Raw genomic sequence first — 26,381 nt, forward strand, 5'->3', positions numbered from 1 at the left:
TAAACGCCCGGTTAACGCATAACGATAAGGTGATCGGAACCCGCCGGTAACCCGTCAGGTTTCACATTCTCCAGACGCAGCACGTTGCCCATAATCTCGCTGAAGACAGGTGCGGAAACGGCACCGCCGTAATAGGCGCCATTTTGCGGATCGTTAATCACCACCACCAGGGCAAAGCGCGGATCGCTGGCGGGCGCAACGCCGGCCGTATACGCAACGTATTTATCGACGTACTTCCCGCTGTCGTCAATTTTCTTCGCCGTACCGGTTTTCACCGCCACCCGGTAATCGCGAACGGCGGCCTTAACGCCCCCGCCGCCGGGCAGCGCAACGCTCTCCATCATGTGTTCCACCTCATGCGCAATCTCTTCCGGCATGACGCGGTGCCCGATAACGGGTGGATCGATACGCGTAATCGAGAGAGGTCGCTCGAGCCCGAAGCCGCCAATCGTGGCGTAGACGTGCGCCAGCTGGAGCGGCGTCACCATCAGCCCATAGCCGAAAGCAAAGGTCGCGCGATCGAGTTGGCTCCAGTATTTACGATTTGGCAACAGCCCCGCGCTTTCGCCCGTTAAGCCAAGCCCCGTATTCGTGCCAAATCCAAAGTTGCGATAGGTATCAATAAGATGCTGGACAGGCATTGCCAGGGACAGTCGTGACACGCCGGTGTCGCTCGATTTTTGCAGGATCCCGGTCATCGTCAGTTCAGGATAATAGCCCACGTCGCGGATACGATGCCCGTCAAGGGTATACGGGTGAGTGTCAATCACGCTGTCCGGCTGGACCAGGCCCTGCTGCAGGGCCGTCATCAGCACCAGCGGCTTGACCGTCGAACCGGGCTCGAACGTATCGCTGATGGCGCGATTGCGGAAATCGTTTATCGTCGCGCCTTCCCGATTATTGGGATTGAAATCCGGATAGCTCGCCATGGCGAGTATTTCCCCGGTTGGGATATTAATTAGCACCGATGCACCAGACTCGGCCTTGTTCCAGGCCACGGCATTATCGAGCGCATCTTCGGTGATGGTTTGCAGCCGCTCGTCGATACTTAACTGGATGTTATGCGCCGGTGCAGGCGCCACTTCCGTCAGGTTTTCAACCACGCGACCGTATCGGTCTTCCCTTACCTGCCGCACACCCGGCTTGCCGGTCAGCTGCGCGTTAAAGCTTTTTTCCACGCCTTCAATGCCCTGCCCGTCAATATTGGTGAAGCCAATCAGGTTCGCTGCCACATGGCCGGCAGGATAAAAACGGCGTGACTCGTCGCGTAAATTGATGCCGGGCAGATTCAGCTTATCGATCCACTTCGCCTGAGCAGGATCGACCTGACGGGCAAGATAAATAAAACGCCCCTGCGGGTTGGCGTTGATTCGCGCCGAAAGTGTGCCCAGGGAGAGATGCAGCGCATTTGCCAACGCCTGCCAGCGTTCGTCAATGCCAACGCCCCCTTTTGCCAGCACCGTTTTAGGGTCGGCCCAGACGGCCCGGACGGGCACGCTCACCGCCAGGGGGCGACCTTCACGATCCATTATCATGCCCCGCGGCGCATCAATCGCCAGCTGGCGGAGGGATCGCATATCTTCCTGCTTCACCAGGTTGTCAGGCTTGATGATTTGCAGCCAGGCAACGCGGCCCAGCAAAAAAGCCAGACTACAAAAAATAGCTAAACAGAGCAGCACAAAACGCGCCGGCGTGAAATTGCCAGCGGTCGTTATCAATTTCTTCTTCACCTGAACCCCAGGACTGTTAAACAACGCCCTGATTTAACGGGAAAAGATGGGGTTAAGGTGGCAAAACAGTGCTACTAACCTCGCAGCTTTGCAACAAGTTACTAACAAGACCGCAAATGGTAATATTTTGAAAGATAAAGGACATAAAAAAGCCCCGCGTTATGCGAGGCTTTATGTCTGAGATTGAAGCGCTAAGCGCTTCAGTCAGCAGCGGTTCGATCAGATAGCAGTTACGTTAACTGCAGCTGGGCCTTTCTGGCCGTCCTGAATTTCGAACTCAACGTTCTGGCCTTCAGCCAGAGTTTTGAAGCCGTTACCCTGGATTGCAGAGAAGTGTACGAACACGTCTTTGCTGCCGTCAGCAGGAGTAATGAAACCAAAACCTTTAGACTCGTTGAACCACTTAACTTGACCTTTAATCTTTGCCATTTTGCAAAATTCCTTAGAGTGTTTTCTTAGCCCGCAGGCATTAACTGAGATAAAACTGAGACATTACTGCATGAGGCACTAATATAAGGTTCGGCAGAGAAGCGGTATTCAACGACAACGTGTTTACTCAGGACTTCTTTACTGAAAATGCCACACATAAACAGAACTGTACCTCGTTTGACCCAAAACGTGTTATCACACACTATGTTTAATATGGCAAGCCATTTTTAAACATGTCTCGATCCGCCGCACAAATTCGAACAGTGCCTGTCAGGTTTTGCACAATTATGCGCATCACTTACAGACAGCTCTGCTGCGTAACAAAGACCCAGCGTTGCTTTCACAAGCGCTGTAATCTAAGACTTTTTTAACATAGCTCAATCATTACGAAGCGTCCAGCAACCGGGAAAAGAAATCTTACGTCCTGATTGAGTTAGAACAATTTGTGAAAACTTATGCTTAAATCATTGTAACGCGACCAAATTGTTTCAGACAAAAAACACTGTTAATAACCCGCGCCGACCTGTATTAAAATGCACCAACTAATAAACAGTGTTATGCACCAAAATAATGAAATTTTTATGACTCTGCATCAAAAGAAGGCAAGCAAAACGTTTCGATAAAAATAAAACATTCCTGAACGCGTTTACAGACAGAATATATGCACTACGTTATCGCTTCGTTTATAAGGATAAATATTCACCAACTTTCAGTATCCTGAAAGAATGATTAACTGGTGCTAAATTATCTAGCGCGTCAGTTAACTCCCGCACAGGTTCATCCAGGGATTCATCTGCCAGTTCAAACACGCCCCAGTGAATGGGAAACGCCAGAGGGCAGCCCAGCTGCTGCCACAATGCCACCGCAGATTGCGGATCCATATGATGGACAGCCATGAACCAGCGTGGGGCATAGGCTCCAATCGGTAACGCGGCAGCATCTATATGGCCCAGACGTTCAGGTATCAACAGCAGCTCTGGCGAATACCCCGTATCTCCGCTGAACCAGAAACGATGATGTCGACCTTCCATAACCCAGCCGCACCATAATGAGCGATTGCGGTTCCATGGCGTGCGCATACTCCAGTGCTGTGCCGGTACGGCGGTTAGCGTCATCCCCTGCCAGGTGAAGCTCTGCCACCAGTCGAGCTCAACCACGCGTTTTGCCCCCCGGCGGCGAAACCAGCTGGCCAGGCCCAGCGGAACAAAAAAACTGACCTCGGGGAAGCGTTTGAGAATACGGCGAATGGTCACGTCATCAAGATGATCGTAATGATTATGGGAGATGACGACCGCATCAAGCTGATGGAGTTGATCGACTGACAGAGCGGGAGGCGTTTTGCGCTGTGGTCCCAGGAAAGGGAGTGGAGAAGCGCGCCGTGAAAAAACCGGATCGGTAAGGATGATATTGCCGTCCAGCTGCAGCATCACGCTCGCGTGTCCCAGCCACCATACCCCATCTTCATGAGGTTGCGTAAGCTCAACCGGTTGCCACCACTGTTGGATAAAGTCTTCATAACCCAGCGCGGGTGGCTTCGGTAAACCGGCCTCTTTACGCGCTTTGCGCCAACGGTCAAGGTCGCCGGGTTGATATCCAACAGGATCGGTATTACGAAAACCATTCGGAGTATGATGTTTCAGGGAGGGGTCATACCAGGGATTTTTCCAGACCACAGCCACCTCCCGGACAAAAGATTAACGCTCAGCCACCAGGCGGATAAAGTCGTCTTCGTCTTTGTTATCTTCAGCGACCGCGTCTTTCGGCGCGTCTTTTTCTTCCGGTTCGTTAGCCTCACACAGACGGCGCAGTAGCGCATTCTGACGTTTTTGCTGATCGAGAAGCGCTTCCAGCAGTTCAATCTGCTCGTTAGTACGGGAACTGGCGCGGTTCACGAAAAACCAGATGACCAGGCCCACAAGCAGAACAACCAAAGAAATCAACAGGGATGCCATATTCAGCAGCCCTGAATTCAGTAACTCACCCATTTCACCACCTCAATAAAAACGTCTATTTTACCACTGGCGCGAAGGAAGGAAATCACCTTGAGAAAAAATGCGTATTACCACGGAATAAACTTATTGATTGCGCAAACGCCGCTAAAAAACTGTACATCCTGATCGCACATCACATTGATCGTCTGCGTCCATAACACCACGCACGCTATCAGCACGATAATCAGAATTACCCAGCGTATTTTTTTCACTCCACACTCCGTCTAAAAACCTGATGTAACGAGGTTATCACGCTTATCTTAAACAAGGGCTAACTGTACCGCCATCGCGCTTTTTTCAGAATCCTGCCCTTGTTTCATCGTGTAAACCCTTTACGCTAGCTTTATGATAACAACGACAAAAGAGGTTAATGATGCGCTTCATCATTCGTACAATTATTGCGCTGGCCATCGTCTGGATTGGCCTTCTGCTCACGGGTTACGGTGTGCTCGTGGGAAGCACCGAGAACGCAGCCGGGTTAGGGATTCAATGTAAATATTTAACAGCACAGGGCGTGAGCACTGCGCAATATTTGCATACTGACAGCGGGATCGTTGGCTTGACCCACTGTCCGGTCCTGCGTAAGACATCCGTCGTGATTGATAATGGCTAATCGGCCGGTGAAATGACTGGCAAAAAAACGCCGCAACAGATGCGGCGTTTTTTTATACGAGCAGAGGTTAAAACGGGTAGTCGTGGTAACCCATCTGTTCAGAAATCTTACGTGCGGCAGTGTGCAGAATAGCCACATATTCATGCAGGCGCTCTTCGGAGAAGCGTAAGGTTGGGAAGGAGATACTTAAGCCCGCGATCACCACGCCAAAGCGGTCAAACACCGGAACGCCGATGCAGCGAAGCCCTTCTTCCTGCTCCTCGTTATCTTCGCCATACCCCTGTTCGCGTACGCGATCGAGCACCGTTAACAGCGCGTCCGTGCTGGTAATGGTTCGTGAGGTACTTTGCTTGTATTCCACGCCTTCGAGGATCTGCTTCACTTCTTCACGATCGCGCCACGCCAGCAGAACCTTACCAATCGCGGTACTGTAGAGCGGGTTGCGACGACCAATGCGCGAATACATGCGCAGATTGTACATGGAGTCGATTTTATGGATGTAAACAATGCTGTCTTCATCCAGCGCGCCGAGATGGATGGTCTCTTTAGTCAGGCGAGAGATTTCACGCATCTGAATATCAGCGCTGCGGATCAGGTCAACATTTTGTAGCGCACGGGCGCCCAGCTCAAACAGCTTCAGCGTCAGAGAGTATTTTTCAGATTCGCCTTCCTGAGCTACGTAGCCCAGCGACTTCATGGTTTGCAAAAAGCGATATACGGTGCTTTTAGACATCATTACGCGCTGCGACAACTCTGTAATACCTATTTCACGCTCTTCCCCCAGCGCCTGTAAGATGCCAAACACCTTCAGCACGGAAGAAACAGAATCTGGCTGTTTATCCAAATCCGCAATAGCCATTTACCACCTCATAGAGAGTGTTTTATAAAAATCAGAACCGGTTTTTATTATAAGTTCCCGTCATGTCACCTGCAATCAATCCGCGTTTACTTCGTTACAAATCTGCGACATATCGCGGCTGTAACAATGCTAAAATAGTTACCCTGAGAATAATTTCACGCTGAGCTTTTTTAATCCTAATGGAAAAGACCCTTTCCGATGGCCTGCCTTTACCCCAGCGGTATGGCGCTATAGCGACCATCATTATTGGTATCTCAATGGCCGTCCTTGACGGCGCAATTGCGAACGTTGCCCTGCCAACCATCGCCAGCGACCTGCATGCCTCTCCCGCCAGTTCGATATGGATCGTTAACGCCTATCAGATTGCGATTGTGGTTTCCCTGCTCTCGTTCTCTTTCCTGGGCGATATGTTCGGTTACCGTCGGGTGTATCAGTGCGGTCTGGTGGTTTTCACCTTCACGTCCTTGCTATGCGCCCTTTCAGTTTCACTGCATACCCTGACGCTTGCCCGCATCGCGCAGGGTTTTGGCGGCGCGGCGCTCATGAGCGTAAACACGGCGTTGATCCGCTTAATTTATCCGCAGCGTCATCTGGGTCGCGGCATGGGGATAAACTCGTTTATTGTCGCCGTCTCTTCCGCCGCCGGGCCAACTATTGCGGCGGCGATCCTTTCCGTTGCGTCATGGCAATGGCTGTTTGCTATTAACGTGCCGCTGGGCATTGTCGCTATATTCTTTGCCCTGCGCTTTCTTCCCGCTAACGGCCCTAAAAGCACCATGCCGCGCTTCGATGTGGCGAGTGCGGTGATGAATGCCCTGACCTTTGGCCTGCTGATTACGGCGCTGAGCGGCTTTGCGCAGGGGCAGTCTCTGATGCTTACCGCCGCGGAGCTCATCGCCCTGCTGGCGATCGGCTTCTTCTTTGTTCGCCGCCAGCTCACTCTCCCCGTGCCTTTGCTGCCGGTCGATCTGCTGCGTATTCCCCTCTTTTCCCTCTCCATTTGCACGTCCGTCTGCTCGTTCTGCGCCCAGATGCTGGCTCTGGTTTCTCTGCCCTTCTTTCTGCAGAGCGCGATCGGCCGTTCAGAAGTGGAGACCGGCCTGCTGTTAACCCCCTGGCCGCTGGCGACCATGGTGATGGCTCCGCTGGCAGGTTACTTAATTGAACGCGTCCATGCCGGTTTATTGGGAGCGTTGGGGCTGGCGGTGATGGCGACAGGCCTGTTCGCGCTGGCTCTGCTACCGTCATCGCCAACCGATCTGGACATCATCTGGCGCATGATCCTGTGCGGCGCAGGGTTTGGCCTGTTCCAGTCTCCTAACAATCACACCATTATCACCTCCGCGCCGCGCCATCGCAGCGGTGGTGCCAGCGGCATGCTGGGGACCGCGCGCCTTCTGGGGCAAAGCACAGGTGCGGCACTGGTTGCCCTGATGTTTAACCTCGCCGGACAAAACGGCAACCACGTTGCGCTTCTCACCGCGGGAGCCCTTGCTTCCCTCGCGGCGGTCATCAGCGGCCTGCGGGTGACCCAGCCCAAAGTTCAGGCATAAAAAAAACCGGGCGGAGTGTTCTCCTGCCCGGCTTATTAGGGTTCTTAGCGTTACTTCAGGTATTCCCCACTGCGCAGCGCTTCGATACGTTTATCCAGCGGCGGGTGAGACATAAACAACTCGCTCAGCGATTTGGATTTACCGTTAATGCAGAAGGCCATCATGCTGTTCGCTTCCTGCGGCTCGTAGCTGGTTTTCAGACGCTGCAGCGCGGCAATCATCTTCTCACGACCAACAAGCTTCGCCGAGCCGGCATCCGCGTGGAATTCACGGTGGCGGGAGAACCACATGGTGATGATGCTGGCCAGAATACCGAATACCAGTTCCAGAACCATCGAAACGGCGAAGTAGATCAGCGGGTTGCCGTTGCTCTCTTCACCTTCGTCACGGTTTCCGCCCATAAAGCCAGCCGCGATCTGCGCCAGAATACGGGAGATAAAGATTACGAAGGTGTTCACCACGCCCTGAATCAGGGTCATGGTCACCATGTCACCGTTGGCGATATGGCTGATTTCGTGGGCAATAACCGCTTCGGCTTCGTCACGGCTCATGTTCTGCAGCAATCCGGTGCTGACGGCAACCAGTGACGCATCGCGACGGGCGCCCGTGGCGAAAGCGTTGATGTCCGGGGCATGGTAAATCGCCACCTGCGGCATGGCGATCCCGGCCTGACGGGATTGCTGAGCCACCGTATTCATCAGCCACTGTTCCATATCGTTACGCGGCTGTTCAATAACCTCACCACCCACCGATTTCAGTGCCATCCACTTCGACATCAGCAGGGAGATGAACGAGCCACCAAAACCAAACAGCAGCGCCATAATCAACAGACCCTGAACGCTGCTCGACTGAATTCCTGTCAGGCTTAGCACGAGCCCGAAAACCACCATGACCGCCAGATTGGTGAGCAGGAAGAGCGCGATTCGCATCATAATTTTCTTTTTACCTCAGTTTAACAAAACGCACTATGCGATTACCCACATCGTATGGGTATTGCGGCTATTTTCAAGCATCCGGCGGGCGTAAGTCACCAGAAAGACACAACTTTACACAATTGGAAATCTGGCTGACGGAAGGATGAAGAACAAAAAGAAACAGGCACAATTTCTTGTGCCTGTTGGGAGGTTATTTTGCCGGAGCGGGCTGTACGGCAGGTTTCTCTTTTTCCTGATTCGCCAGGTCGAGAGCGATATGCACCGTCTCGTCCAGATACGGATCCGGCTCCTGGTAATCTTTTGGCAGATCGTCCAGTTTTTTGAGCAGAGGCTTACCTTCGCGCTTGAAGCGATCGTTGATACGCGCCAGGCGAGTTGCATCGTCTTCGTTATTCTCTTTCTCACGCTGTGCGTAGTTCAGAGAAACGATATTCCGCTTATCTTTCAGGGCATTGAATCGTGCAATGTCCTTCATGATGTACTGGAACTCCGGATCTTTCGCGATGCGGTCGTTATGCGCTTTCAGCAGTTCAGGGCCAAATTGCGTCATATCACCCGCTTTCACGTAGGTCGCGGCATTGATGCTGTCCCACGGCAAGGCGTTATCTTCAAACTTCTCGCCGGTTTCGGTCTCTTCCGTGCCTGTCGGCATCATGATGTCCGGCGTTACGCCCTTACGCTGCGTACTGCCGCCGTTCACGCGGTAGAATTTCTGAATGGTGTACTGAACCGAGCCCAGCGCAGGCCATTCCGGACGCAGCATCTGATCGTAAATACGATTCAGAGAGCGATACTGCTGAACGGTGCCTTTCCCGAAGGTTGGCTCACCGACGATCAGCGCGCGGCCATAGTCCTGCATTGCAGCGGCAAAGATTTCAGACGCGGAAGCACTGAAGCGGTCAACCAGGACCACCAGCGGGCCTTTGTAGTAGACCACACCGTCGTTGTCGGCATCTTCACGCACTTTACCGTTGTTATCGCGCACCTGAACCACCGGACCAGATGGAATGAACAGACCGGAGAGTGAAACCGCTTCCGTCAGCGCCCCGCCGCCGTTACTGCGCAGGTCGATGATAATGCTGCTGACGTTCTGCTTTTCAAGCTTCTGCAGCTGAACCTTAACATCGTCAGTCAGGCCCACGTAGAAGCCAGGAATATCCAGAACACCCACCTTCTCTTTACCCACGGTTTTCACCGACATTTTCACCGCGCGGTCTTCCAGACGGATACGCTCGCGGGTCAGGGTAACGATACGGGTTTTGGTGCCTTTACCGGCAGGCAGAATTTCCAGACGAACCTTGCTGCCTTTCGGACCTTTGATCAGCGCAACCACGTCATCGAGACGCCAGCCGATCACGTCGACCATGTTCTGGCCTGTTTGTCCTACACCCACAATGCGATCGCCTACGCTAATCGCTTTGCTTTTGGATGCCGGGCCACCCGCGACCATGGAATTGATCACCGTGTAATCATCATCCATCTGCAGCACCGCGCCGATACCTTCCAGAGACAGGCTCATCTCGGTATTGAACTGTTCGGTGTTGCGTGGAGAGAGATAGTTGGTGTGCGGATCGATTTCGTGCGCAAAGGCGGTCATCGCGAGTGAGAAAACATCCTCACTGTTGGTCTGCGCCAGACGACGAATGGCGAATTTGTAACGACGCGTCAGCGTGTCACGGATCTCTTTTTCGTCTTTGCCGGTCAGCTTAAGACTCAGTTCGTCGTATTTAACTTTACCGTCCCACAGCGCATTCAACTCGGCCTCATCTTTCGGCCAGGGTGCTTTACTGCGATCCAGATTAAAGGTGTCAGTACCGGTGAAGTCCATCGGACGTTCCAGCACTTTCAGCGCGTACTGATAGCGTTCAAAGCGGCGCTTTTGCGACAGGTTGTAGAGATCGTAGAACAGATCCAGCTTGCCAGAACGCAACTCGTCACCCACCTCGGATTTGCGCTTAGCGAACTGCTCGACATCGCTGGCGAGCAAAACGTTATGGCTGTAATCCAGCAAGTTCAGATAGCGGTCAAAGATTTTGGCCGAAAAGGCCTGATCGAGATCGAACTGACGATAGTGCGAGCGGGTAAAACGTGAGGTCACGCGCTCGCTCACCGTCGCGTGCTGCGTCTCTTCCTTGAGAACCGGAATTTGATCAACACGCGTAATATCGTCCACTGCAAAAGCGTGACCTGTTATGGCAAACAGGCCCGCTAGCGCGGTGAGCTTAAAAAAAGTGTTCATGCCAGGCTTGGCCTCCGTTTCAGAACAACAAGTGTTCTGCGCGTACAATCATTGACATACCAGAAGTCAGCTGTACACGAACGCCATCTTTGGTGATTTCCAGTACGGTGGCGTCCATAGCATTGTTACCCGCTTTTACCTTCAGTGCCTGACCTACGCTCAGGGCGTTAATGTCAGAAACCGGCGTATGGCGCGGCTCTTCACGAGGGGCGCGCGGGGCTTTTGCTGCTGGTTTGTCTGCACGCGGTTTGCGATCGTTATTATCGTGACGGCGCGGCGCAGGGCGTGGTTTACGCTCACGACGAGGCGCTTCTTCCTGGCCGTTTGCCGCGGCGGCTTCGCGTTTTTTCGCCTGCTGTTCTGCACGTTGTGCCTGAACGCGTGCTTTGGCTTCTTCAAGCTGCTTACGCGCGTGCTCAACGTGCTGCTCGTCCAGCTCACCACACGGGTTGCCGTCGAGATCCACGCGGGTCGCGCCAGCTTTGATACCGTACAGGTAGCGCCAGCTCGAAGTATAAAGACGTAAGGCGGAACGCAGCTGAGTTTTGCTGAGGTTCATTTCCCCTTCAACACGCGCCACCAGATCCTGAAAAATACCGACTTTCAGGGGACGAGCTTCACCTTCCGCGCTGAAGCACTGCGGGAAACGCTCGGCCAGAAATGCGATAACTTCTTTACTGCTATTCAACTTAGGTTGATTTTCCATGAAATTTCCTGATTACAACGGACGTTGCCAACAAGCGCAGGCATGAACAGGCGTCATTATAATGACGCTATCAGTAAATGCTACGTTATCCGTTGATTATCCTGCGACGCTCGCAAAGAATTTTTGATAATCGGTTGCAGCGAGTACGTTTTCCAGATTCGCCACCAGCTCGCGCAGCCCCTGTTCGTCCTCGGTTGTAAAGCGACTGAAGACCGTACTGTCGATATCCAGAACGCCAATAATCTGATTTTTGACTACCAGCGGCAGAACGATTTCAGAATTACTGGCGGCATCACAGGCAATGTGCCCGTCAAACGCATGAACGTCTTCCACACGCTGGACCTGATTTTCGGCCACCGCCGTGCCGCATACGCCACGCCCTACCGGAATACGCACGCAGGCCAGTTTGCCCTGGAACGGGCCGAGCACCAGCGTTTCACCTTCCAGGAGGTAAAAGCCGGCCCAGTTCACATCAGAGAGACGTTCAAACAGCAATGCGCTAGTATTTGCCAGAGTGGCTAAGAAGCTGGTCTCACCCGCCATCAATGCCTTAAAATCGCGGTTCAGATCCGCGTAGAATTCTGTTTTGTTCATTATTCAATCACTTAGTTGTCTTACAAATTTACCGCATAGCCTATTAAAATAAGCATTAAATGCGCTCATGCTCAAGATGAATCCGTTCATGAGTTATTATAACTTTCAACAATACTTATTTGTGCGCAGCTGATGGCCTTAAAAACAACCCAAATTACGCCGACAAGAAAGATAACTGTCCATACGGTGAGCGAAGCTTTGCCACGTGCACATTATCAGCGTTGCCCCCAGTGCGATACGCTTTTTATGTTGCCGAAGATGAAATCGCACCAAAGTGCCTTTTGTCCCCGCTGCGACGCCAAAATTCGCGACGGCCGCGACTGGTCGCTCACCCGCCTCGCCGCCATGGCCGTCACCATGCTGCTGCTGATGCCCTTCGCCTGGAGCGAACCGCTGCTGAAACTCTACCTGCTTGGCGTACGCATTGACGCCAACGTGCTGCAGGGTATCTGGCAGATGACCCGTCAGGGCGATCCCATCACCGCTGCCATGGTGCTTTTCTGCACCGTTGGTGCGCCGCTGGTGCTGGTCGCCGCCATTGCCTATCTGTGGTTTGGTAATATTCTCGGCATGAACCTTCGCCCGGTTCTGCTGATGCTGGATAAGCTCAAAGAGTGGGTGATGCTGGATATTTATCTGGTGGGCGTGGGCGTTGCGTCAATAAAGGTGCAGGACTACGCCTTTTTGCAGCCCGGCATCGGACTTTTTGCTTTCATCAGCCTGGTATTGCTGAGCATCCTGACGCTGATCCACCTGAACGTTGAACAGCTCTGGGAGCGATTTTACCCTCAGCGCCCCGCCACGCTTCCTGATGAAAATCTGCGCGTCTGTCTGGGATGCCACTATACCGGCTTGCCCGACGCGCGTGGGCGCTGCCCGCGGTGTCACATTCCGTTGAGACTGCGGCGCAACAACAGCCTGCAAAAATGCTGGGCCGCGCTGATCGCCTCCCTGGTGTTTCTGATCCCAGCCAATATGCTGCCGATTTCCATCATTTACGTGAATGGCGGGCGTCAGGAGGATACTATCCTCTCCGGGATTATCTCCCTTGCGCACAGCAACGTCGGGGTGGCGGCGATCGTTTTTATTGCCAGTATCCTGGTTCCCTTTACCAAAGTGGTGGTGATGTTTACCCTGCTCATCAGCATTCACTTTAAGTGTGAACAAGGCTTACGGACCCGCATTCTGCTGCTGCGGTTCGTCACCTGGATTGGCCGCTGGTCAATGTTAGATCTGTTCGTGATTTCGCTGATGATGTCGCTCATCAATCGCGACCAGCTACTTGCTTTTACAATGGGACCCGCGGCTTTTTATTTCGGCTCTGCGGTGATATTGACTATTCTTGCTGTGGAATGGCTGGATAGCCGCTTACTTTGGGATGCACATGAGTCAGGAAACCCCCGCTTCGCCGACTGAAGCGAGAATTAAAACAAAACGCCGCATTTCGCCATTCTGGTTGCTGCCCGTCATCGCCCTGATGATTGCAGGCTGGCTGATCTGGACGAGCTATGAAGATCGCGGGAGTACCGTCACCATTGATTTCCAGACCGCCGACGGCATCGTCGCCGGGCGAACGCCCGTTCGCTTCCAGGGGGTTGAAGTGGGTACGGTTCAGGACATCTCCCTTGGAAAAGGGCTGAACAAGATTCAGGTGCGGGTCAGTATTAAATCTGACATGCAGGATGCCCTGCGCAGCGAAACGCAGTTCTGGCTGGTCACGCCAAAAGCGTCTCTGGCGGGCGTGTCAGGGCTGGATGCGCTCGTGGGCGGTAACTATATCGGCATGATGCCGGGTAAAGGAGAGCCGCAGGATCACTTTGTTGCCCTGGATACACAGCCCAAGTACCGCCTCAACAACGGCGATTTAATGATTCATCTGCAGGCGCCGGATCTCGGTTCTCTGAACAGCGGTTCGCTGGTCTATTTCCGCAAAATCCCGGTTGGCCGCGTGTACGATTACGCGATCAACCCGAATAAACAGGGCGTCACCATCGACGTGCTGATCGAGCGTCGCTTCACCAATCTGGTGAAAAAAGGCAGCCGCTTCTGGAACGTCTCCGGCGTGGATGCGGACCTCAGCCTGAGCGGTGCGAAAGTGAAGCTGGAGAGTCTGGCCGCGCTGGTGAATGGTGCCATTGCTTTTGACTCCCCGGAAAACTCAAGCCCTGCCACCGCGGATGACTCATTTGGATTGTACGCAGACCTGGCGCACAGCCAGCGCGGCGTGATCGTCAAACTCGCTCTGCCCGATGCTAAGGGGCTAAAAGCGGGTTCAACGCCGCTGATGTATCAGGGATTGCAGGTTGGTCAGCTCACCAAAATGACGCTCAACCCGGGCGGCTCGGTCACAGGAGAAATGACTGTCGACCCGAGCGTGGTCGACCTCCTGCGCGAGAAAACGCGTATCGAAATGCGCAGTCCAAAGCTCTCCCTGAACGATGCCAGCCTCAGCACGCTGTTGACCGGCAATACGTTTGAACTCATCCCCGGCGAAGGTGAGCCCAGCAATAGCTTCGTGATTGCCCCGGCGGATAAATCCCTGCTGCAAAAGCCGGGCGTAGTGACCGTCACGCTGAATGCGCCAGAAAGTTACGGAATCGAAGCCGGCCAGCCGTTAATTTTACACGGCGTGCAGGTCGGCCAGGTGCTGGAGCGTAAGCTCTCCGCGAATGGCGTGACCTTCTCGGTCGCCATCGATCCGCAGTACAGCGACCTGGTGCACGGTGACAGCAAATTCGTGGTGAACAGTCGCGTCGATGTGGAGGTGGGACTGGACGGCGTGGAATTCCTCGGCGCCAGCGCCAGCGAATGGGTTAACGGCGGCATCCGCATTCTGCCCGGTGATAAAGGCCCCGTTCGCGACAGCTATCCGCTGTATGCCAACCTGGAGAAAGCGGTTGAAAACAGCCTGAGCGATCTCCCTACCACCACGCTGACATTAAGCGCCGAGACGCTGCCGGACGTACAGGCAGGATCCGTGGTGCTGTATCGCAAGTTTGAAGTTGGGGAAGTGATCGCCGTTCGCCCGCGTGCGGACGCGTTTGATATCGAACTGCATATCAAGCCGGAGTACCGCAAGCTGCTGACGCCAAACAGCGTCTTCTGGGCCGAAGGCGGCGCGAAAGTTCAGCTTAACGGTAACGGGCTGACCGTGCAGGCCTCCCCGCTCTCACGCGCGCTGCGCGGCGCGATAAGCTTCGATAATCTCAGCGGCGCGGGGGCGAATCTGCGTAAAGGCGATAAGCGTATTCTCTTCCCGTCCGAAACCGCCGCGCGTGCCGTGGGTGGACAGATTACCCTGCACGCGTTTGATGCCGGTAAGCTGGCGGAAGGCATGCCAATCCGCTATCTGGGCATTGATATTGGACAGATCCAGAAGCTGACGCTGATTACCTCGCGCAACGAGGTGCAGGCCACCGCCGTGCTGTACCCGGAATATGTGCAGACCTTCGCCCGCACGGGTTCGCGCTTCTCGGTGGTGACGCCGCAGATCTCGGCCGCAGGCGTTGAGCATCTCGACACCATCCTGCAGCCGTACATCAACGTTGAGCCGGGCCAGGGCAATGCACGTCGTGATTTCGAGCTTCAGGAAGCCACGATCACCGACTCGCGCTATCTTGGCGGCCTGAGCATCGTGGTGGAAGTGCCGGAAGCCGGCTCGCTGAGCATCGGCACCCCGGTTCTGTTCCGCGGCATTGAAGTGGGTACGGTCACGGGCCTGACGCTCGGTACGCTCTCCGACCGCGTAATGGTGGCGTTACGCATCAGCGAACGCTACCAGCACCTGGTCCGTAATAACTCGGTATTCTGGCTGGCATCAGGCTATTCGCTGGACTTTGGCCTGACGGGAGGCGTGGTGAAAACCGGCACCTTCAACCAGTTCATTCGCGGCGGTATCGCGTTTGCCACGCCGCCGGGCACGCCGCTGGCGCCGAAAGCGCAGCCGGGTAAACACTTCCTGCTGCTCGAAAGCGAACCGAAAGAGTGGCGCGAATGGGGAACCGCCCTGCCGCGTTAATCTGAAAGGCTCCGGTGTCAACGCACCGGAGCCTTTATGTTACACTGCGCACCTGAACTTTTCCCTGTGGTGTGCCCGTGGCTCAAAACTCCGTATTTCTTCCTGAACAATTCCTGGCGCAGATGCGCGAGGCGCTTCCTTCTCACCTGTCGTTAGATGATTTTATCGCCGCCTGCCAGCGTCCGTTACGCCGAAGTATTCGCGTCAACACGCTGAAAATCAGCGTCGATGATTTTCTGGCGCTGGTCTCGCCGTACGGCTGGCAGCTTACGCCGGTCCCGTGGTGCGCCGAGGGGTTCTGGATCGAACGCGATGACGAAGCCTCGCTGCCGCTGGGCAGTACCGCTGAACATCTGAGCGGCCTGTTCTATATTCAGGAAGCCAGCTCGATGCTGCCGGTGGCCGCCCTGTTCGCCGATGGCAATGCGCCTGAACGCGTGATGGATGTTGCCGCCGCTCCTGGCTCAAAAACCACGCAAATTGCCGCCCGAATGGGTAACCACGGGGCGATCCTCGCCAACGAGTTTTCCGCCAGCCGCGTGAAGGTGCTGCATGCCAACATCAGCCGCTGCGGTATTCATAATGTTGCCCTGACGCACTTCGACGGACGCGTGTTTGGCGCCGCTTTACCGGAAGCCTTCGATGCCATTCTGCTGGACGCGCCCTGCTCCGGCGAAGGGGTGGTGCGTAAAGATCCCGACGCGTTAAAAAACTGGTCAGTTGAGAGCAACCTGGAGATCGCCGCCACGCAGCGCGAGCTGATCGACAGCGCATTTCACGCGTTGCGCCCTGGCGGCACGCTGGTCTATTCAACGTGCACCTTAAACCGCGATGAAAACGAAGACGTCTGCCTGTGGCTGAAAGCGAACTACCCGGAGGCAGTTGAGTTCCTGCCGCTTAACGGCCTGTTCGCCTCGGCACAGGAGGCGGTCACGCCGGAGGGTTTCCTTCACGTGTTCCCGCAGATTTACGACTGCGAAGGTTTTTTTGTGGCGCGTTTGCGTAAAACGCAGGCGGTTGCTCCCCTGCCCGCACCTAAATTCAAGGTCGGCAACTTCCCGTTTTCCCCTCTTAAAGGTCGCGATGCAGCACAGCTTGAAGCCGCCGCCAAAAAGGTTGGGCTGGTCTGGGATGAGAGCCTGCACCCCTGGATGCGTGATAAAGAGATATGGCTGTTCCCGGCACAGATCGAGCCGCTTATCGGGAAGGTCCGTTTTTCCCGAATCGGGATCCGCCTGGCGGAAGTGCATAATAAAGGGTATCGCTGGCAGCATGAGGCCGTTATCGCCCTTGCCGGAGGCGAGAATACCTTTGCCCTGACGCATCAGGAAGCCGAAGAGTGGTACCGTGGTCGCGATGTCTATCCGGACAGCACGCCATCAGGCGATGAAGTGATAGTGACGTATCAGGGATATCCGCTGGGGCTGGCAAAAAAGGTCGGTTCAAGGCTGAAAAACAGCTATCCGCGCGAGCTGGTTCGGGACGGCCGTCTGTTTACCGGTAACGATCGCACAGCCTGAAAAAAAGCGCATTTTTTTACTGGCGATTTTGCTCTCCTTGTCTACGATCAAAAATGGGTGATCGCACTGGTCATACCAGATTTTGACAACCGACCCGGAGAGCACTATGACGAAAACCAGCGTGCGTATTGGCGCTTTTGAGATCGACGACGCAGAGCTGCGCGGCGAAGCACAAGGCGATCGAACGTTAAGTATTCCCTGCAAATCCGACCCGGATTTGTGCATGCAGCTCGATGCATGGGATGCAGACACCAGCGTCCCGGCAATACTTGATGGCGAACATTCTGTCCTTTACCGTGAGCATTACGATAGTAAAACCGATGCCTGGGTCATGCGTCTTGCCTGACCTAAAGAGAACCCGCCCGAAGGCGGGTTATTTATTACTGCAGCTGCGCCAGCGTAAAGTAACCGTCGAAAACAGCCCCCGTATCAATGTAGTGAAGATTATTAAAATCATACCTTCTGTCGAGAGGCGTATGCCCAAACCAGAAATGATCCGCGCCGCTGATGCCCTCTCCTTTGCCCACCATAAATCCCATCAGCCTGTCGCGGTTCCATAAGACGCGCTGGGCACTGACCGGTTTTTGCCACCGGTATTCCGCGGCAGGATAATCAGCATGGGCAATCACATTCAGACCGTTCGCACAGGTTATCTCGATGATATGCGGTAAATCGCGACAGGCGTCGAGCAACGACAGGGCAAGCTGTTGCTGGTCGCGTTCAAGATGCGAAAACCATATTCCGCCATTCATCGTCCAGAGTGAAAAATCGTTATTATCCAGACTGTCGAGAGCCATTTGCTCATGGTTTCCCCGCACGGCACGAAACCATTTTTCATGAATTAACTGCAGGCATTTAACGCTATCAGGGCCACGATCGATCACATCCCCGACCGAAATAAGTAAATCCTCATACGGGTTAAAGTGACGGCGTTTAAGCTCATCCATAAGCCACTGGTAACAACCGTGTATATCGCTGACAACCCAGACGTGACGCCACATCCCACCTTCAATTCGCTGATACATAGAACCTCCTTTAAACAGTATAGCCGCCGCAGAAAAGGCGACAGACCGGCGCGGTCGTCACGAAGTGAAACAAACGGTAAACCAAACAGAAATAAAGATCCTCGCGCTATTAATCCCTTTTTATTGGCTCTTTAGAATAAGGGTATAAAAAAAGAGGGGTCTTCACGTGTCTAATACGCACCTGCATAACGATGTTTTCTATCCGCATCGCACAAACATTATTTCCGAGCTGGTGAACGGCAAACGCGTGCCGGGTCCAATCTGGCGTAAACGCGAATATCGCCTGAAGTTCCTTTTACGCTCGCTTCTGTTCTGGTCTTCTACCCATCGCATGCTTGAAGCCCTTTCGGGTCGCGACGATTTCGACAGGCTGCTGGCCTCTCAAATTACGTTGCCCAGCAAGACCCACCGACAGTATCTGATGCGCGGCCTGACGGCTAACGATCGCGCCGACGCTATCGTCAATCATTACTACTGGATTGATAGCCTGAAAGAGAGCGGTCTCGCTCAGGCCCTGAGCAGCCCGCAGGAGCAAACCGTTGTGCAGTTCCACGCCAAAGACGGCGTAACCTATACGGTCAATGCTTCCTCTGCGGGGAAAGCCGAGCGCGAGGGCGAAAGCACCTTGTGGCTACGCGACAACGAGGATACGCTGCTGGCCAGCCTGACCTTCAGCGTCGCGCGCAGCAATGGTCAGCAAGTGATGGTCATCGGCGGCCTTCAGGGACCCCGTCGCAGCGTATCGCGAGACGTCATTAAGCAGGCCACCCGCGCCTGCCACGGCCTGTTCCCCAAACGAGTGTTGATGGAAGTCCTCTTCCAGCTGGCTGCACAGTCATCTGTCCGGGCGATTTTTGCCGTCAGCGATGAAGGGCACGTTTTCCGCGCGCTGCGATATCGCCTGAGCAAAGGCCGCCATTTCCATGCCAGCTACGATGAGTTTTGGGGATCTCTGGACGGTAAAAAGCTGTCAGCCTTCTGCTGGCAGTTGCCGCTGCACATGGAGCGTAAATCCCTGGAAGAGATTGCCAGTAAAAAACGTGCCGAATACCGCCGTCGCTTTGAGCTGCTCGATGAAATAGAGGCGTCCGTGAAGTCCCACTTTTAAGCCAGGCTGGCGTTTTCGCTCACTGCGTAGTGGATGTATTCTGTTTAAAAGAGGAATGATAAAGCAGCCCACTATTGCACAGGGCGAGGGCGCTCAGTTAGCATTGCGCGAAATGAAACCGGCGAATGCGTTGGGAAAAGCGCAATGCGGGCGCAAAAATGAGGGACTTTGGTAATGATCTATGACTGCTTCTTATATTACGATGAAGATATGCTTCTCGAAATCAGGCTAAACACGTTAGCGGACGTTGTCGATCGCTTCGTTATCGTTGAGTCAACGCATACCTTTACCGGTAAAAAGAGGCCGCTGCATTTTGACATTAATAAATACAGCCAGTTTAAAGATAAAATTATCTACGTTGTTCATGATAAAGAACCGATTACGAAAGCCGCTGAAGAATCACACCCTGCTCGGGAGGTGATTCCGGGTCTGCCAGAGGGAATGGTGGTGGATGCGTGGGCAAATGAAGCCGCGCAGAGGAATGCCATCATGCAGGGTTTGACGCATGCCAACGATGATGATTTGATTTTAGTTTCCGATGTCGATGAGATATTTTCACCACAGGTGGTAGCATCGATAAATCCCAAAAAGCTCTGCACCACTATTTATCAGAATTTCTATAATTATCAGTTCAACCTGCAGGTTTTTAATACTGACAACACGCCAAGAAAATGTAAATTACCGCGAGCCACACAATATAAAAATCTCGTTAGTTTCTTTGGCGGCGAACCTGAATCATTCAGGAATCTTAAACGCACCCGACGCGTTAAAAACTGGTCCTGGCTAAAGTGGAACTGGTTCAAGATTAACAACAGCATTATTGACAATGGTGGCTGGCACTTCTCGTGGGTAATGACCCCCGAGCGCATCTCAGAAAAAATGTCGACCATATCCCATACTGAATACGATCTTCCTGAGTTTAACAACCCGGAACACATCATGAAGGTCATTAAAAATGCGGAAGATATCTGGGGTCGGGACAGGACATTAATCAAGCAAGAGCTAACGGTTGAAAACTTCCCGGAGTACATTGTCCGCCACAAAGACAAATTCAGCGCGTTCATTATTTAACTTAGGGCTGCCCTTTTGCTCGCCAGAGGGCGTTTGCTCAGCGGTCGCTCGGCCACAAAATTTTAACAAAGATCCCAAAAAACCCTGGACGCACGCGGTCCTGAGTATGTTATGGTTTAGACAGGATATGGAATGTTCGAGAAAGTTTCGGGTGATTTAGAGTCAACACCGAACAATGCTTTGAAAAACATACAGATAAAAAGAGACCGAATACGATTCCTGTATTCGGTCCAGGGAAATGGCTCTTGGGAGAGAGCCGTGCGCTAAAAGTTGGCATTAATGCAGGCTAAGTCGCCTTGCCTTTTAAGAATAGATGACGACGCCAGGTTTTCCAGTCCACAGCAAAAGCGGTCGGAAAAAAAGCGCCAGAGCATCATTAAAAGTGAAAAACCGCAGTGCTTTCGCAAGCATCTGCGGTTTTTTATTGGAAACCCGAACGTTAGCAGAGCTTGTCGGCGCGCTCGATAAACGGCGCCAGACTCATTTTTTGTCCCGGATGCGCCGGGTCATCGATCTGAATAATGCTAATCGGCTGGCCGCTGCTCTTGCCGCTGGCTACCTGCTGCTCTGCGGTATCATTCAGCGGGTATTGCACCAGCGTACTCGGGTTGATCGCATACAGCGCATGGCCTGGACGGCAGGTCAGCATCACCTCTTCGCGATTGAACGCCCATTTGTCCTTACCCACTTCAAAACGACTCACGGTGATGACCTGCGGTGCGGCAAGCGCGCTCCCCGTACAGGCCAGCAATAAGAGAGAAAGTACTGTCTTTTTCATATGATATTTAACCTTGTCAGAAGGGTTCCCAGGTGGCGAACAGACTGACCGTTGCCAGCACCAGCGCTCCCAGCACCACTTCTGCCTGTGTCATCCTGATAAAAATCTGTTGTGCTCGCCCGCTCTCCGGACGAAACCGTGGCACCAGAAAATACCGATTTGCCAGCGCAATTACCACCATCAACGCCACCAGCGCACATTTGAACAACAAAAACCGCACGTAGCCAGCCTGCCAGGGAATATCGAGGCCCAGTATCATGAGCGCATTTATCACCCCGGAGAGCAGGACGCCCGCAACGGCGTAATGCCCCACGCGCGAGAAGCGCATCATGGTAAAGATGGCGGCATTCTGCCAGCGCCCTTTCGCCAGACGCATACAGAACAGCAGGGGCAGTAATCCGCCAAGCCAGGTGGCGGCACATATCAGGTGAAAAGCATAATTAAGACGCTGCAGCGCCCCCGTCGGACCGTCGTTCATCGCCGCATGCCCTACCCCAGCCAGCAGGATAAGCTGGCCCATTGCGAGCAGCAGCAGCCGCGAACCTTTCAGCGGCGCAAGCCATGCCGCACCGACCGTCAGCGCAGCGAGGATTATTTGCCACAGCCAGACACCGCCAAACCGGGTTCCCATCACGCTGAACCAGATCTGTGGCGCAAACACATCTCCCCAGCCGCTGCCCATCAATCCGCCCTGCAGCATAAACATCAGGACCGCTGCCGCAAGGCTCACTAAGGCCGCCACTTTCTGCTGCGACTGGAATCGCCGGGACATCAGACGGTGGAGAGAGGAAGGCGCAAACCAGACGCTGTAAAGCGCATTGCCAAACACCAGCATCAGCGCCCCGAAATGGATAAAGCGTAGCCCGATATAACACAGCGCCAGCATGCTATTTCACGCTAAAGTGATAGCTGCCTTTGGTTTTATGGCCGTCCACGGAGACCACATGCCAGTCCACCTGGTAAGTCCCTGATGCCAGCGTTTGTTCCAGCGGCACGGTAAGCTGAGCTTTGTTCTTTTCGTCGCGCGTAGCGGTTCCCGTTTTGACGATCTGCTTTTGCGCATCCGTTACCACTACACCGCTAAATCCAGGTTCGATACCTTCTGAAAAATTCAGCGTAAGTGCCTGCGGTGCGGTCACCACGCTGTCTGCTGCCGGGATCTGCTGTTTAAGATGTGCATGTGCCAGCACGGAAGGCGTCATCATTGTCGAGGCCACAAAAACCAGTGCGCAGACCGCGCGGGAAGCGGAAAAACCCATCCTATCATTCCTTTTTGTTATGTCTGTATGCTAAAGAATAACGCTGTATAATAAACGAGTCGAGGATCATCCTGCCTCCGCTTGTCATCGTCGTGCAATCGCGGTAACGTTGCCGCCGCATAAAAAGGAGAAGGTAATGAAGATCAATCTGGCCGTCCTTCCGCAGGACGAGATGGATAAAGTGAATGTCGATCTCGCTGCCGCTGGCGTCGCGTTCAAAGAGCGTTACAACATGCCCGTCGTGGCTGAAGTCGTGGAACGGGAACAGCCCGCCCATCTGCGCGACTGGTTTCGCGAAAGACTCATCGCCCACCGCCTCGCCTCGGTCAACCTCTCCCGTTTACCGTACGAGCCTAAAGTTAAATAAGCTTAACGAGTCGTTACATTTCCTTACGCGGAATCTGGCAGGATAAGAAAACCCTGATTATTTTAGGTGTATTCTTAAATCTCTGCGACTCAGTGTATAAGGAAGTCACGATGTCACATTGGAATATAGCGGCAGCCCAGTATGGCGGGCTGCATCAGACTGTAGATGACCATGTTACGCACCACCTGCGCTTCATCGCCGAAGCAGCACGGCAGCGGTGCGATCTGCTGGTTTTCCCTGAACTCTCATTAACGGGCTCTGGCTCGCCGACGTTACCTCCCCCGCCCGATGACGCGCAGCTGGAGCCGCTGCTCAACGCGGCACATCAACACCAGATCACCGTTATTGCCGGGCTCCCCCTGGAACAGAATGGCCAGCGCCAGAAAGGCCTTGTGCTGTTTTCGCCCGCTCGCCATCGCATTTTGCGCTATCCGCAAGGGGGCGGTGCCAGCCTCGTGCCGGGGGATAAACACCTTACCATCCTTGATGCACATCCCGATTCGCCCAATCTCGATCCCCGGGCAACGCTTGTTACCAGCTGCCAGTCGGTGGGGGATAATCGCTGGCGGCAGTCCATCAGTAACCTGCAGCGCTTCGCGCATAAATATGCCATTGCGGTGCTGATGGCGAACGCCTGCGGCGGCAGCGCGCTCTGGGATGAAAAAGGCCAGCTGATCGTGCGCGCGGATAAGGGCGAGCTTCTGGTGACCGGCACGCTCGGCGGAGAGGGTTGGCAAGGCGATATCATTCCTTTAGGCTAGGCGTTTTAAGCTCAGGAGTTTTCAATGCTGCGCGTCATCGATACCGAAACTTGCGATCTTCAGGGCGGAATAGTGGAAGTGGCCTCTGTCGACGTGGTTGATGGTAAAATCGTCAACCCAATGAGCCATCTGGTGCGTCCCGATCGCCCCATCAGCCCTCAGGCGATGGCTATCCATCGCATTACCGAATCGATGGTGGCGGATAAGCCGTGGATCGAAGAGATCATTCCGCACTACTACGGTAGCCCGTGGTACGTCGCGCATAACGCCAGCTTTGACCGCCGGGTATTGCCTGAAATGCCGGGGGAATGGATTTGCACCATGAAGCTGGCGCGTCGTCTCTGGCCGGGGATTAAATACAGCAACATGGCGCTGTACAAGTCCCGCAAGCTCAGCGTTCGTACCCCTGAGGGGCTTCACCATCACCGCGCCCTGTATGACTGCTATATCACCGCCGCGTTGCTGATTGATATTATGAATATCTCTGGCTGGACGCCGGATGACATGGCGACGATCACAGGACGTCCCGCGCTGCTGACCACGTTTACCTTTGGTAAATATCGCGGGAAGCCGGTGTCCGAGGTGGCGGATAAAGACCCGGGCTATTTGCGCTGGCTGTATAACAACCTCGACAGAATGAGCCCGGAGCTGCGCTTAACGCTGAAACATTATCTGGGCGACGCTTAACGCTCCGCACGGCCTGGCAGCGTGTCCTGCGCCAGGCCTATTAAAAAGGCATATTCCAGAGCAACCCCTTCGTACGATTTAAATCGCCCCGATTTCCCCCCGTGTCCGGAATCCATGTCGGTACACAGCAGCAGCAGATTGTCATCGGTTTTCAGCTCACGCAGTTTTGCCACCCATTTTGCCGGCTCCCAGTATTGCACCTGAGAATCATGCAAACCGGTAGTGACCAGCATATGCGGGTAGGATTTCGCCTCCACGTTATCGTACGGGCTGTACTCTTTCATATAGCGGTAGTACATCTCATCCTGCGGATTCCCCCACTCCTCAAACTCCCCGGTAGTAAGGGGAATGGATTCATCGAGCATGGTCGTGACCACATCGACAAACGGAACCTGCGCGACAATCCCCTTAAAGCGGTCGGGACGCTGGTTGATCGCTGCCCCCATCAGCATACCGCCCGCGCTGCCCCCCATCCCAAAGCAGAGCTGCGGATCGCCGTAGCCCTGCTCAATCAGCGCATCGCAGACGTCGAGGTAGTCATTGAAGGTGTTTTTCTTCTTCAGGAATTTCCCGTCTTCATACCAGTGCTGGCCCAGCTCACCGCCGCCGCGAATATGGGCGATGGCGAAAACAAAACCGCGATCGAGCAGGCTTAACCGGCTGCTGCTGAAATCGGCGTCCATGCTTGAGCCATACGAGCCGTAGCCGTACACCAGAATCGGGTTTTTGCCTTTCTGGAAATGAGCCCGATGGTAAACAAGAGAGACCGGCACCTCCACGCCATCACGGGCAGTGACCCACAGGTGCTCGCTGCGGTAGTTTTCGGACTCAAACCCTTTTACCTCGGTCTGTTTAATCACCTGGCGCTGCCCGGTATCCATATCCAGCTCAAACAGGGTGTCCGGCGTGGTCATGGAGGAGTAGCCGTAGCGCAACCGCGACGATTCGGGTTCAGGGTTGAACCCAATCCACGTCACGTAGGCCGGGTCATCGAACGCAATCCCCACCACTTCCCGGGTTTTTCGGTTGATTTGTCGGATACTGGTCAGCCCGCGCTGACGCTCTTCCACCACCAGCCAGTCGGTAAAGAGGGTGAACCCTTCCAGCATCACCTGATCCCGCGCGGGGATAAGCACCTCCCACTTGCGCTCATCGCGCACTTTGGTTTTATAGAGACCAAAGTTTTTGCCCTCGCGATTGGAGCGCAAATAAAAGCTGTGCTGGAAGTGGTCCAGGCTGTACTCGTGATCCTTGCGGCGCGGCAGGAAACAGAGCGGCTGGGCGTCCGGCAGTTCGGCATCCAGCAGCAGGACTTCCGACGTCGTCGCGCTGGCAAGGAAGATAATCACATAGTGGCGTGAGGAGGTTTTATGCAGGCTGACATAGAAGGTTTCGTCTTTCTCTTCATAAACCAGCTCGTCGTCAGCGGAGTCCGTTCCCACGGTATGTCGCCACACCTGGTAAGGCAGCAGCGTCGACGCGTGCTTTTTGACGTAGTAAACCGTCTCGGAATCATTCGCCCAGACAAAATCCGGGGAGACGTTTTCCAGCATTTCCGGATACCAGTTGCCGGTCTCCAGATTACGAAACCGCAGGCCGTACTGGCGGCGGGAGAGATAATCCTCCGCCAGCGCCATCACCGCGTTGTCAGGGGAAATGGACATGCCGCCCAGGGTATAAAACTCGCTGTGGGCGGCGCGCTGGTTGGCATCCAGCAGAATATCCCACTCATCCCATTCGGCGCTTAATACCGACTGACGCTGGTAGATGGGATACTCATTGCCGGGCTCGTAAATATGGCGATAGCGATAGCCGTTTTTGGTCCAGGGCGCGGAGATATCGCGCTGGGGAATACGCTGCACCATTTCATTCAGGAGCTGGTCCTGAAGCGTCTGCTGGCTGGACATGACCTTGCGGCCATAGTCGTTTTCCTCGTGCAGGTAGTCGAGTACCTCTGGCCGGGAGCGCGAATCGTCCCTCAGCCAGTAATAGTTGTCTATACGCGTATCGCCATGCGTGGTGATCGCATAAGGAGTACGTCGGGCTTTCGGTGGCATGTCATCATTCTTTTAAGTTTTACACCCTATAAGGTTGGCAAAACCCACGCATGATGCAAGCGAAACAGCGTCGCGACGGCG

26 protein-coding genes and 1 pseudogene are annotated in these 26,381 nt (G+C 54.2%); 11 read left to right on the plus strand and 16 right to left on the minus strand.

What is annotated here, in order from left to right; all coding sequences use genetic code 11:
- Positions 1-11: 11 nt before the first annotated feature.
- The 6 genes and pseudogenes from ftsI to mgrB all read right to left on the minus strand — a co-directional run bounded on the left by ftsI (position 12) and on the right by mgrB (position 4,362).
- Positions 12-1,730: a peptidoglycan glycosyltransferase FtsI gene (ftsI, locus tag USF70_RS08900; protein WP_032658506.1), complete on the minus strand. Its 1,719-nt coding sequence runs from the start codon at positions 1,728-1,730 to the stop codon at positions 12-14.
- A 219-nt stretch (positions 1,731-1,949) separates the two neighbouring features.
- Entirely contained in the window at positions 1,950-2,159 is a 210-nt protein-coding gene (gene cspE / locus USF70_RS08905) for a transcription antiterminator/RNA stability regulator CspE (RefSeq protein ID WP_001062678.1), read from the minus strand.
- Positions 2,160-2,172: 13 nt separating this feature from the next.
- Positions 2,173-2,317, minus strand: a pseudogene (locus USF70_RS08910) (DUF2627 domain-containing protein).
- A gap of 525 nt (positions 2,318-2,842) precedes the next feature.
- The gene (locus USF70_RS08915) at positions 2,843-3,832 is read right to left on the minus strand and encodes an MBL fold metallo-hydrolase (protein ID WP_320735551.1); all 990 of its coding nucleotides are present in this window, start codon (positions 3,830-3,832) and stop codon (positions 2,843-2,845) included.
- A gap of 21 nt (positions 3,833-3,853) precedes the next feature.
- Positions 3,854-4,144: a YebO family protein gene (locus USF70_RS08920; RefSeq protein ID WP_048979899.1), complete on the minus strand. Its 291-nt coding sequence runs from the start codon at positions 4,142-4,144 to the stop codon at positions 3,854-3,856.
- 74 nt (positions 4,145-4,218) lie between these two features.
- Positions 4,219-4,362: a PhoP/PhoQ regulator MgrB gene (gene mgrB / locus USF70_RS08925; RefSeq protein ID WP_006175995.1), complete on the minus strand. Its 144-nt coding sequence runs from the start codon at positions 4,360-4,362 to the stop codon at positions 4,219-4,221.
- A gap of 161 nt (positions 4,363-4,523) precedes the next feature.
- On the opposite strand from mgrB, the gene USF70_RS08930 reads away from it, so the two are divergent.
- The gene (locus USF70_RS08930) at positions 4,524-4,763 is read left to right on the plus strand and encodes a YobH family protein (protein ID WP_033145832.1); all 240 of its coding nucleotides are present in this window, start codon (positions 4,524-4,526) and stop codon (positions 4,761-4,763) included.
- 67 nt (positions 4,764-4,830) lie between these two features.
- Here the strand turns inward: USF70_RS08930 and kdgR are convergent, their stop codons facing one another.
- The gene (gene kdgR, locus USF70_RS08935) at positions 4,831-5,622 is read right to left on the minus strand and encodes a DNA-binding transcriptional regulator KdgR (RefSeq protein WP_023312208.1); all 792 of its coding nucleotides are present in this window, start codon (positions 5,620-5,622) and stop codon (positions 4,831-4,833) included.
- A gap of 179 nt (positions 5,623-5,801) precedes the next feature.
- Here kdgR and USF70_RS08940 point away from each other — a divergent pair, with 179 nt between their 5' ends.
- Positions 5,802-7,175 carry an MFS transporter gene (locus USF70_RS08940; RefSeq protein WP_219939793.1) on the plus strand — a complete coding sequence of 458 codons (1,374 nt, stop codon included), beginning with the start codon at positions 5,802-5,804 and terminating at the stop codon, positions 7,173-7,175.
- Positions 7,176-7,225: 50 nt separating this feature from the next.
- Here the strand turns inward: USF70_RS08940 and htpX are convergent, their stop codons facing one another.
- From htpX to USF70_RS08960, 4 genes are all read right to left on the minus strand, one after another.
- The gene (htpX, locus tag USF70_RS08945) at positions 7,226-8,107 is read right to left on the minus strand and encodes a protease HtpX (RefSeq protein WP_014884290.1); all 882 of its coding nucleotides are present in this window, start codon (positions 8,105-8,107) and stop codon (positions 7,226-7,228) included.
- Positions 8,108-8,300: 193 nt separating this feature from the next.
- Positions 8,301-10,349, minus strand: a complete 2,049-nt coding sequence (gene prc, locus USF70_RS08950; protein WP_029741991.1) for a carboxy terminal-processing peptidase — start codon at positions 10,347-10,349, stop codon at positions 8,301-8,303.
- A 19-nt stretch (positions 10,350-10,368) separates the two neighbouring features.
- The gene (gene proQ, locus USF70_RS08955; RefSeq protein WP_023336085.1) at positions 10,369-11,055 is read right to left on the minus strand and encodes an RNA chaperone ProQ; all 687 of its coding nucleotides are present in this window, start codon (positions 11,053-11,055) and stop codon (positions 10,369-10,371) included.
- A 96-nt stretch (positions 11,056-11,151) separates the two neighbouring features.
- On the minus strand, positions 11,152-11,649 hold the full coding sequence (locus USF70_RS08960; protein ID WP_008500476.1) for a GAF domain-containing protein: 498 nt from the start codon (positions 11,647-11,649) through the stop codon (positions 11,152-11,154).
- Positions 11,650-11,781: 132 nt separating this feature from the next.
- On the opposite strand from USF70_RS08960, the gene yebS reads away from it, so the two are divergent.
- From yebS to USF70_RS08980, 4 genes are all read left to right on the plus strand, one after another.
- Complete coding sequence (gene yebS, locus USF70_RS08965) at positions 11,782-13,065, plus strand: membrane integrity lipid transport subunit YebS (protein WP_320735552.1); 1,284 nt, start codon at positions 11,782-11,784, stop codon at positions 13,063-13,065.
- A complete protein-coding gene (locus USF70_RS08970) occupies positions 13,034-15,667 on the plus strand; it encodes a PqiB family protein (protein WP_320735553.1) in 2,634 nt (877 codons plus the stop codon). Before yebS ends, USF70_RS08970 begins: the two co-directional genes overlap by 32 nt.
- Positions 15,668-15,744: 77 nt before the next feature.
- A complete protein-coding gene (gene rsmF / locus USF70_RS08975) occupies positions 15,745-17,187 on the plus strand; it encodes a 16S rRNA (cytosine(1407)-C(5))-methyltransferase RsmF (protein ID WP_087822780.1) in 1,443 nt (480 codons plus the stop codon).
- A gap of 106 nt (positions 17,188-17,293) precedes the next feature.
- Complete coding sequence (locus USF70_RS08980) at positions 17,294-17,533, plus strand: YebV family protein (RefSeq protein WP_008500472.1); 240 nt, start codon at positions 17,294-17,296, stop codon at positions 17,531-17,533.
- Between the two features lie 34 nt (positions 17,534-17,567).
- On the opposite strand, the gene pphA is transcribed toward USF70_RS08980, so the two are convergent.
- Positions 17,568-18,212, minus strand: coding sequence for a protein-serine/threonine phosphatase (gene pphA, locus USF70_RS08985; RefSeq protein ID WP_033145837.1), 645 nt, complete (start codon positions 18,210-18,212; stop codon positions 17,568-17,570).
- Between the two features lie 166 nt (positions 18,213-18,378).
- Here pphA and USF70_RS08990 point away from each other — a divergent pair, with 166 nt between their 5' ends.
- Entirely contained in the window at positions 18,379-19,320 is a 942-nt protein-coding gene (locus USF70_RS08990) for a VirK/YbjX family protein (RefSeq protein ID WP_320735554.1), read from the plus strand.
- A 174-nt stretch (positions 19,321-19,494) separates the two neighbouring features.
- A complete protein-coding gene (locus USF70_RS08995) occupies positions 19,495-20,391 on the plus strand; it encodes a benzoate transporter (protein ID WP_064672719.1) in 897 nt (298 codons plus the stop codon).
- Positions 20,392-20,830: 439 nt separating this feature from the next.
- On the opposite strand, the gene USF70_RS09000 is transcribed toward USF70_RS08995, so the two are convergent.
- From USF70_RS09000 to yobA, 3 genes are read right to left on the minus strand one after another with little or no spacing between them, the layout of a single operon-like run.
- Positions 20,831-21,169: a YebY family protein gene (locus USF70_RS09000; RefSeq protein ID WP_033145840.1), complete on the minus strand. Its 339-nt coding sequence runs from the start codon at positions 21,167-21,169 to the stop codon at positions 20,831-20,833.
- Between the two features lie 16 nt (positions 21,170-21,185).
- On the minus strand, positions 21,186-22,055 hold the full coding sequence (copD, locus tag USF70_RS09005) for a copper homeostasis membrane protein CopD (RefSeq protein ID WP_087822782.1): 870 nt from the start codon (positions 22,053-22,055) through the stop codon (positions 21,186-21,188).
- 1 nt (position 22,056) lies between these two features.
- Complete coding sequence (yobA, locus tag USF70_RS09010; protein WP_213729597.1) at positions 22,057-22,428, minus strand: CopC domain-containing protein YobA; 372 nt, start codon at positions 22,426-22,428, stop codon at positions 22,057-22,059.
- Between the two features lie 136 nt (positions 22,429-22,564).
- Here yobA and USF70_RS09015 point away from each other — a divergent pair, with 136 nt between their 5' ends.
- From USF70_RS09015 to exoX, 3 genes are all read left to right on the plus strand, one after another.
- Positions 22,565-22,795, plus strand: a complete 231-nt coding sequence (locus USF70_RS09015) for a DNA polymerase III subunit theta (protein ID WP_064672722.1) — start codon at positions 22,565-22,567, stop codon at positions 22,793-22,795.
- A gap of 110 nt (positions 22,796-22,905) precedes the next feature.
- Positions 22,906-23,556: a carbon-nitrogen hydrolase family protein gene (locus tag USF70_RS09020; RefSeq protein ID WP_033145843.1), complete on the plus strand. Its 651-nt coding sequence runs from the start codon at positions 22,906-22,908 to the stop codon at positions 23,554-23,556.
- Between the two features lie 24 nt (positions 23,557-23,580).
- Positions 23,581-24,243 carry an exodeoxyribonuclease X gene (gene exoX, locus USF70_RS09025; RefSeq protein ID WP_010432611.1) on the plus strand — a complete coding sequence of 221 codons (663 nt, stop codon included), beginning with the start codon at positions 23,581-23,583 and terminating at the stop codon, positions 24,241-24,243.
- On the opposite strand, the gene ptrB is transcribed toward exoX, so the two are convergent.
- A complete protein-coding gene (gene ptrB / locus USF70_RS09030; protein ID WP_213729595.1) occupies positions 24,240-26,300 on the minus strand; it encodes an oligopeptidase B in 2,061 nt (686 codons plus the stop codon). The genes exoX and ptrB overlap by 4 nt on opposite strands.
- Positions 26,301-26,381 lie beyond the last annotated feature (81 nt).

The sequence above is a fragment of the Enterobacter sp. 237C8 genome (assembly GCF_034106865.1).
Taxonomy (GTDB): Bacteria; Pseudomonadota; Gammaproteobacteria; order Enterobacterales; family Enterobacteriaceae; genus Enterobacter; species Enterobacter asburiae_B.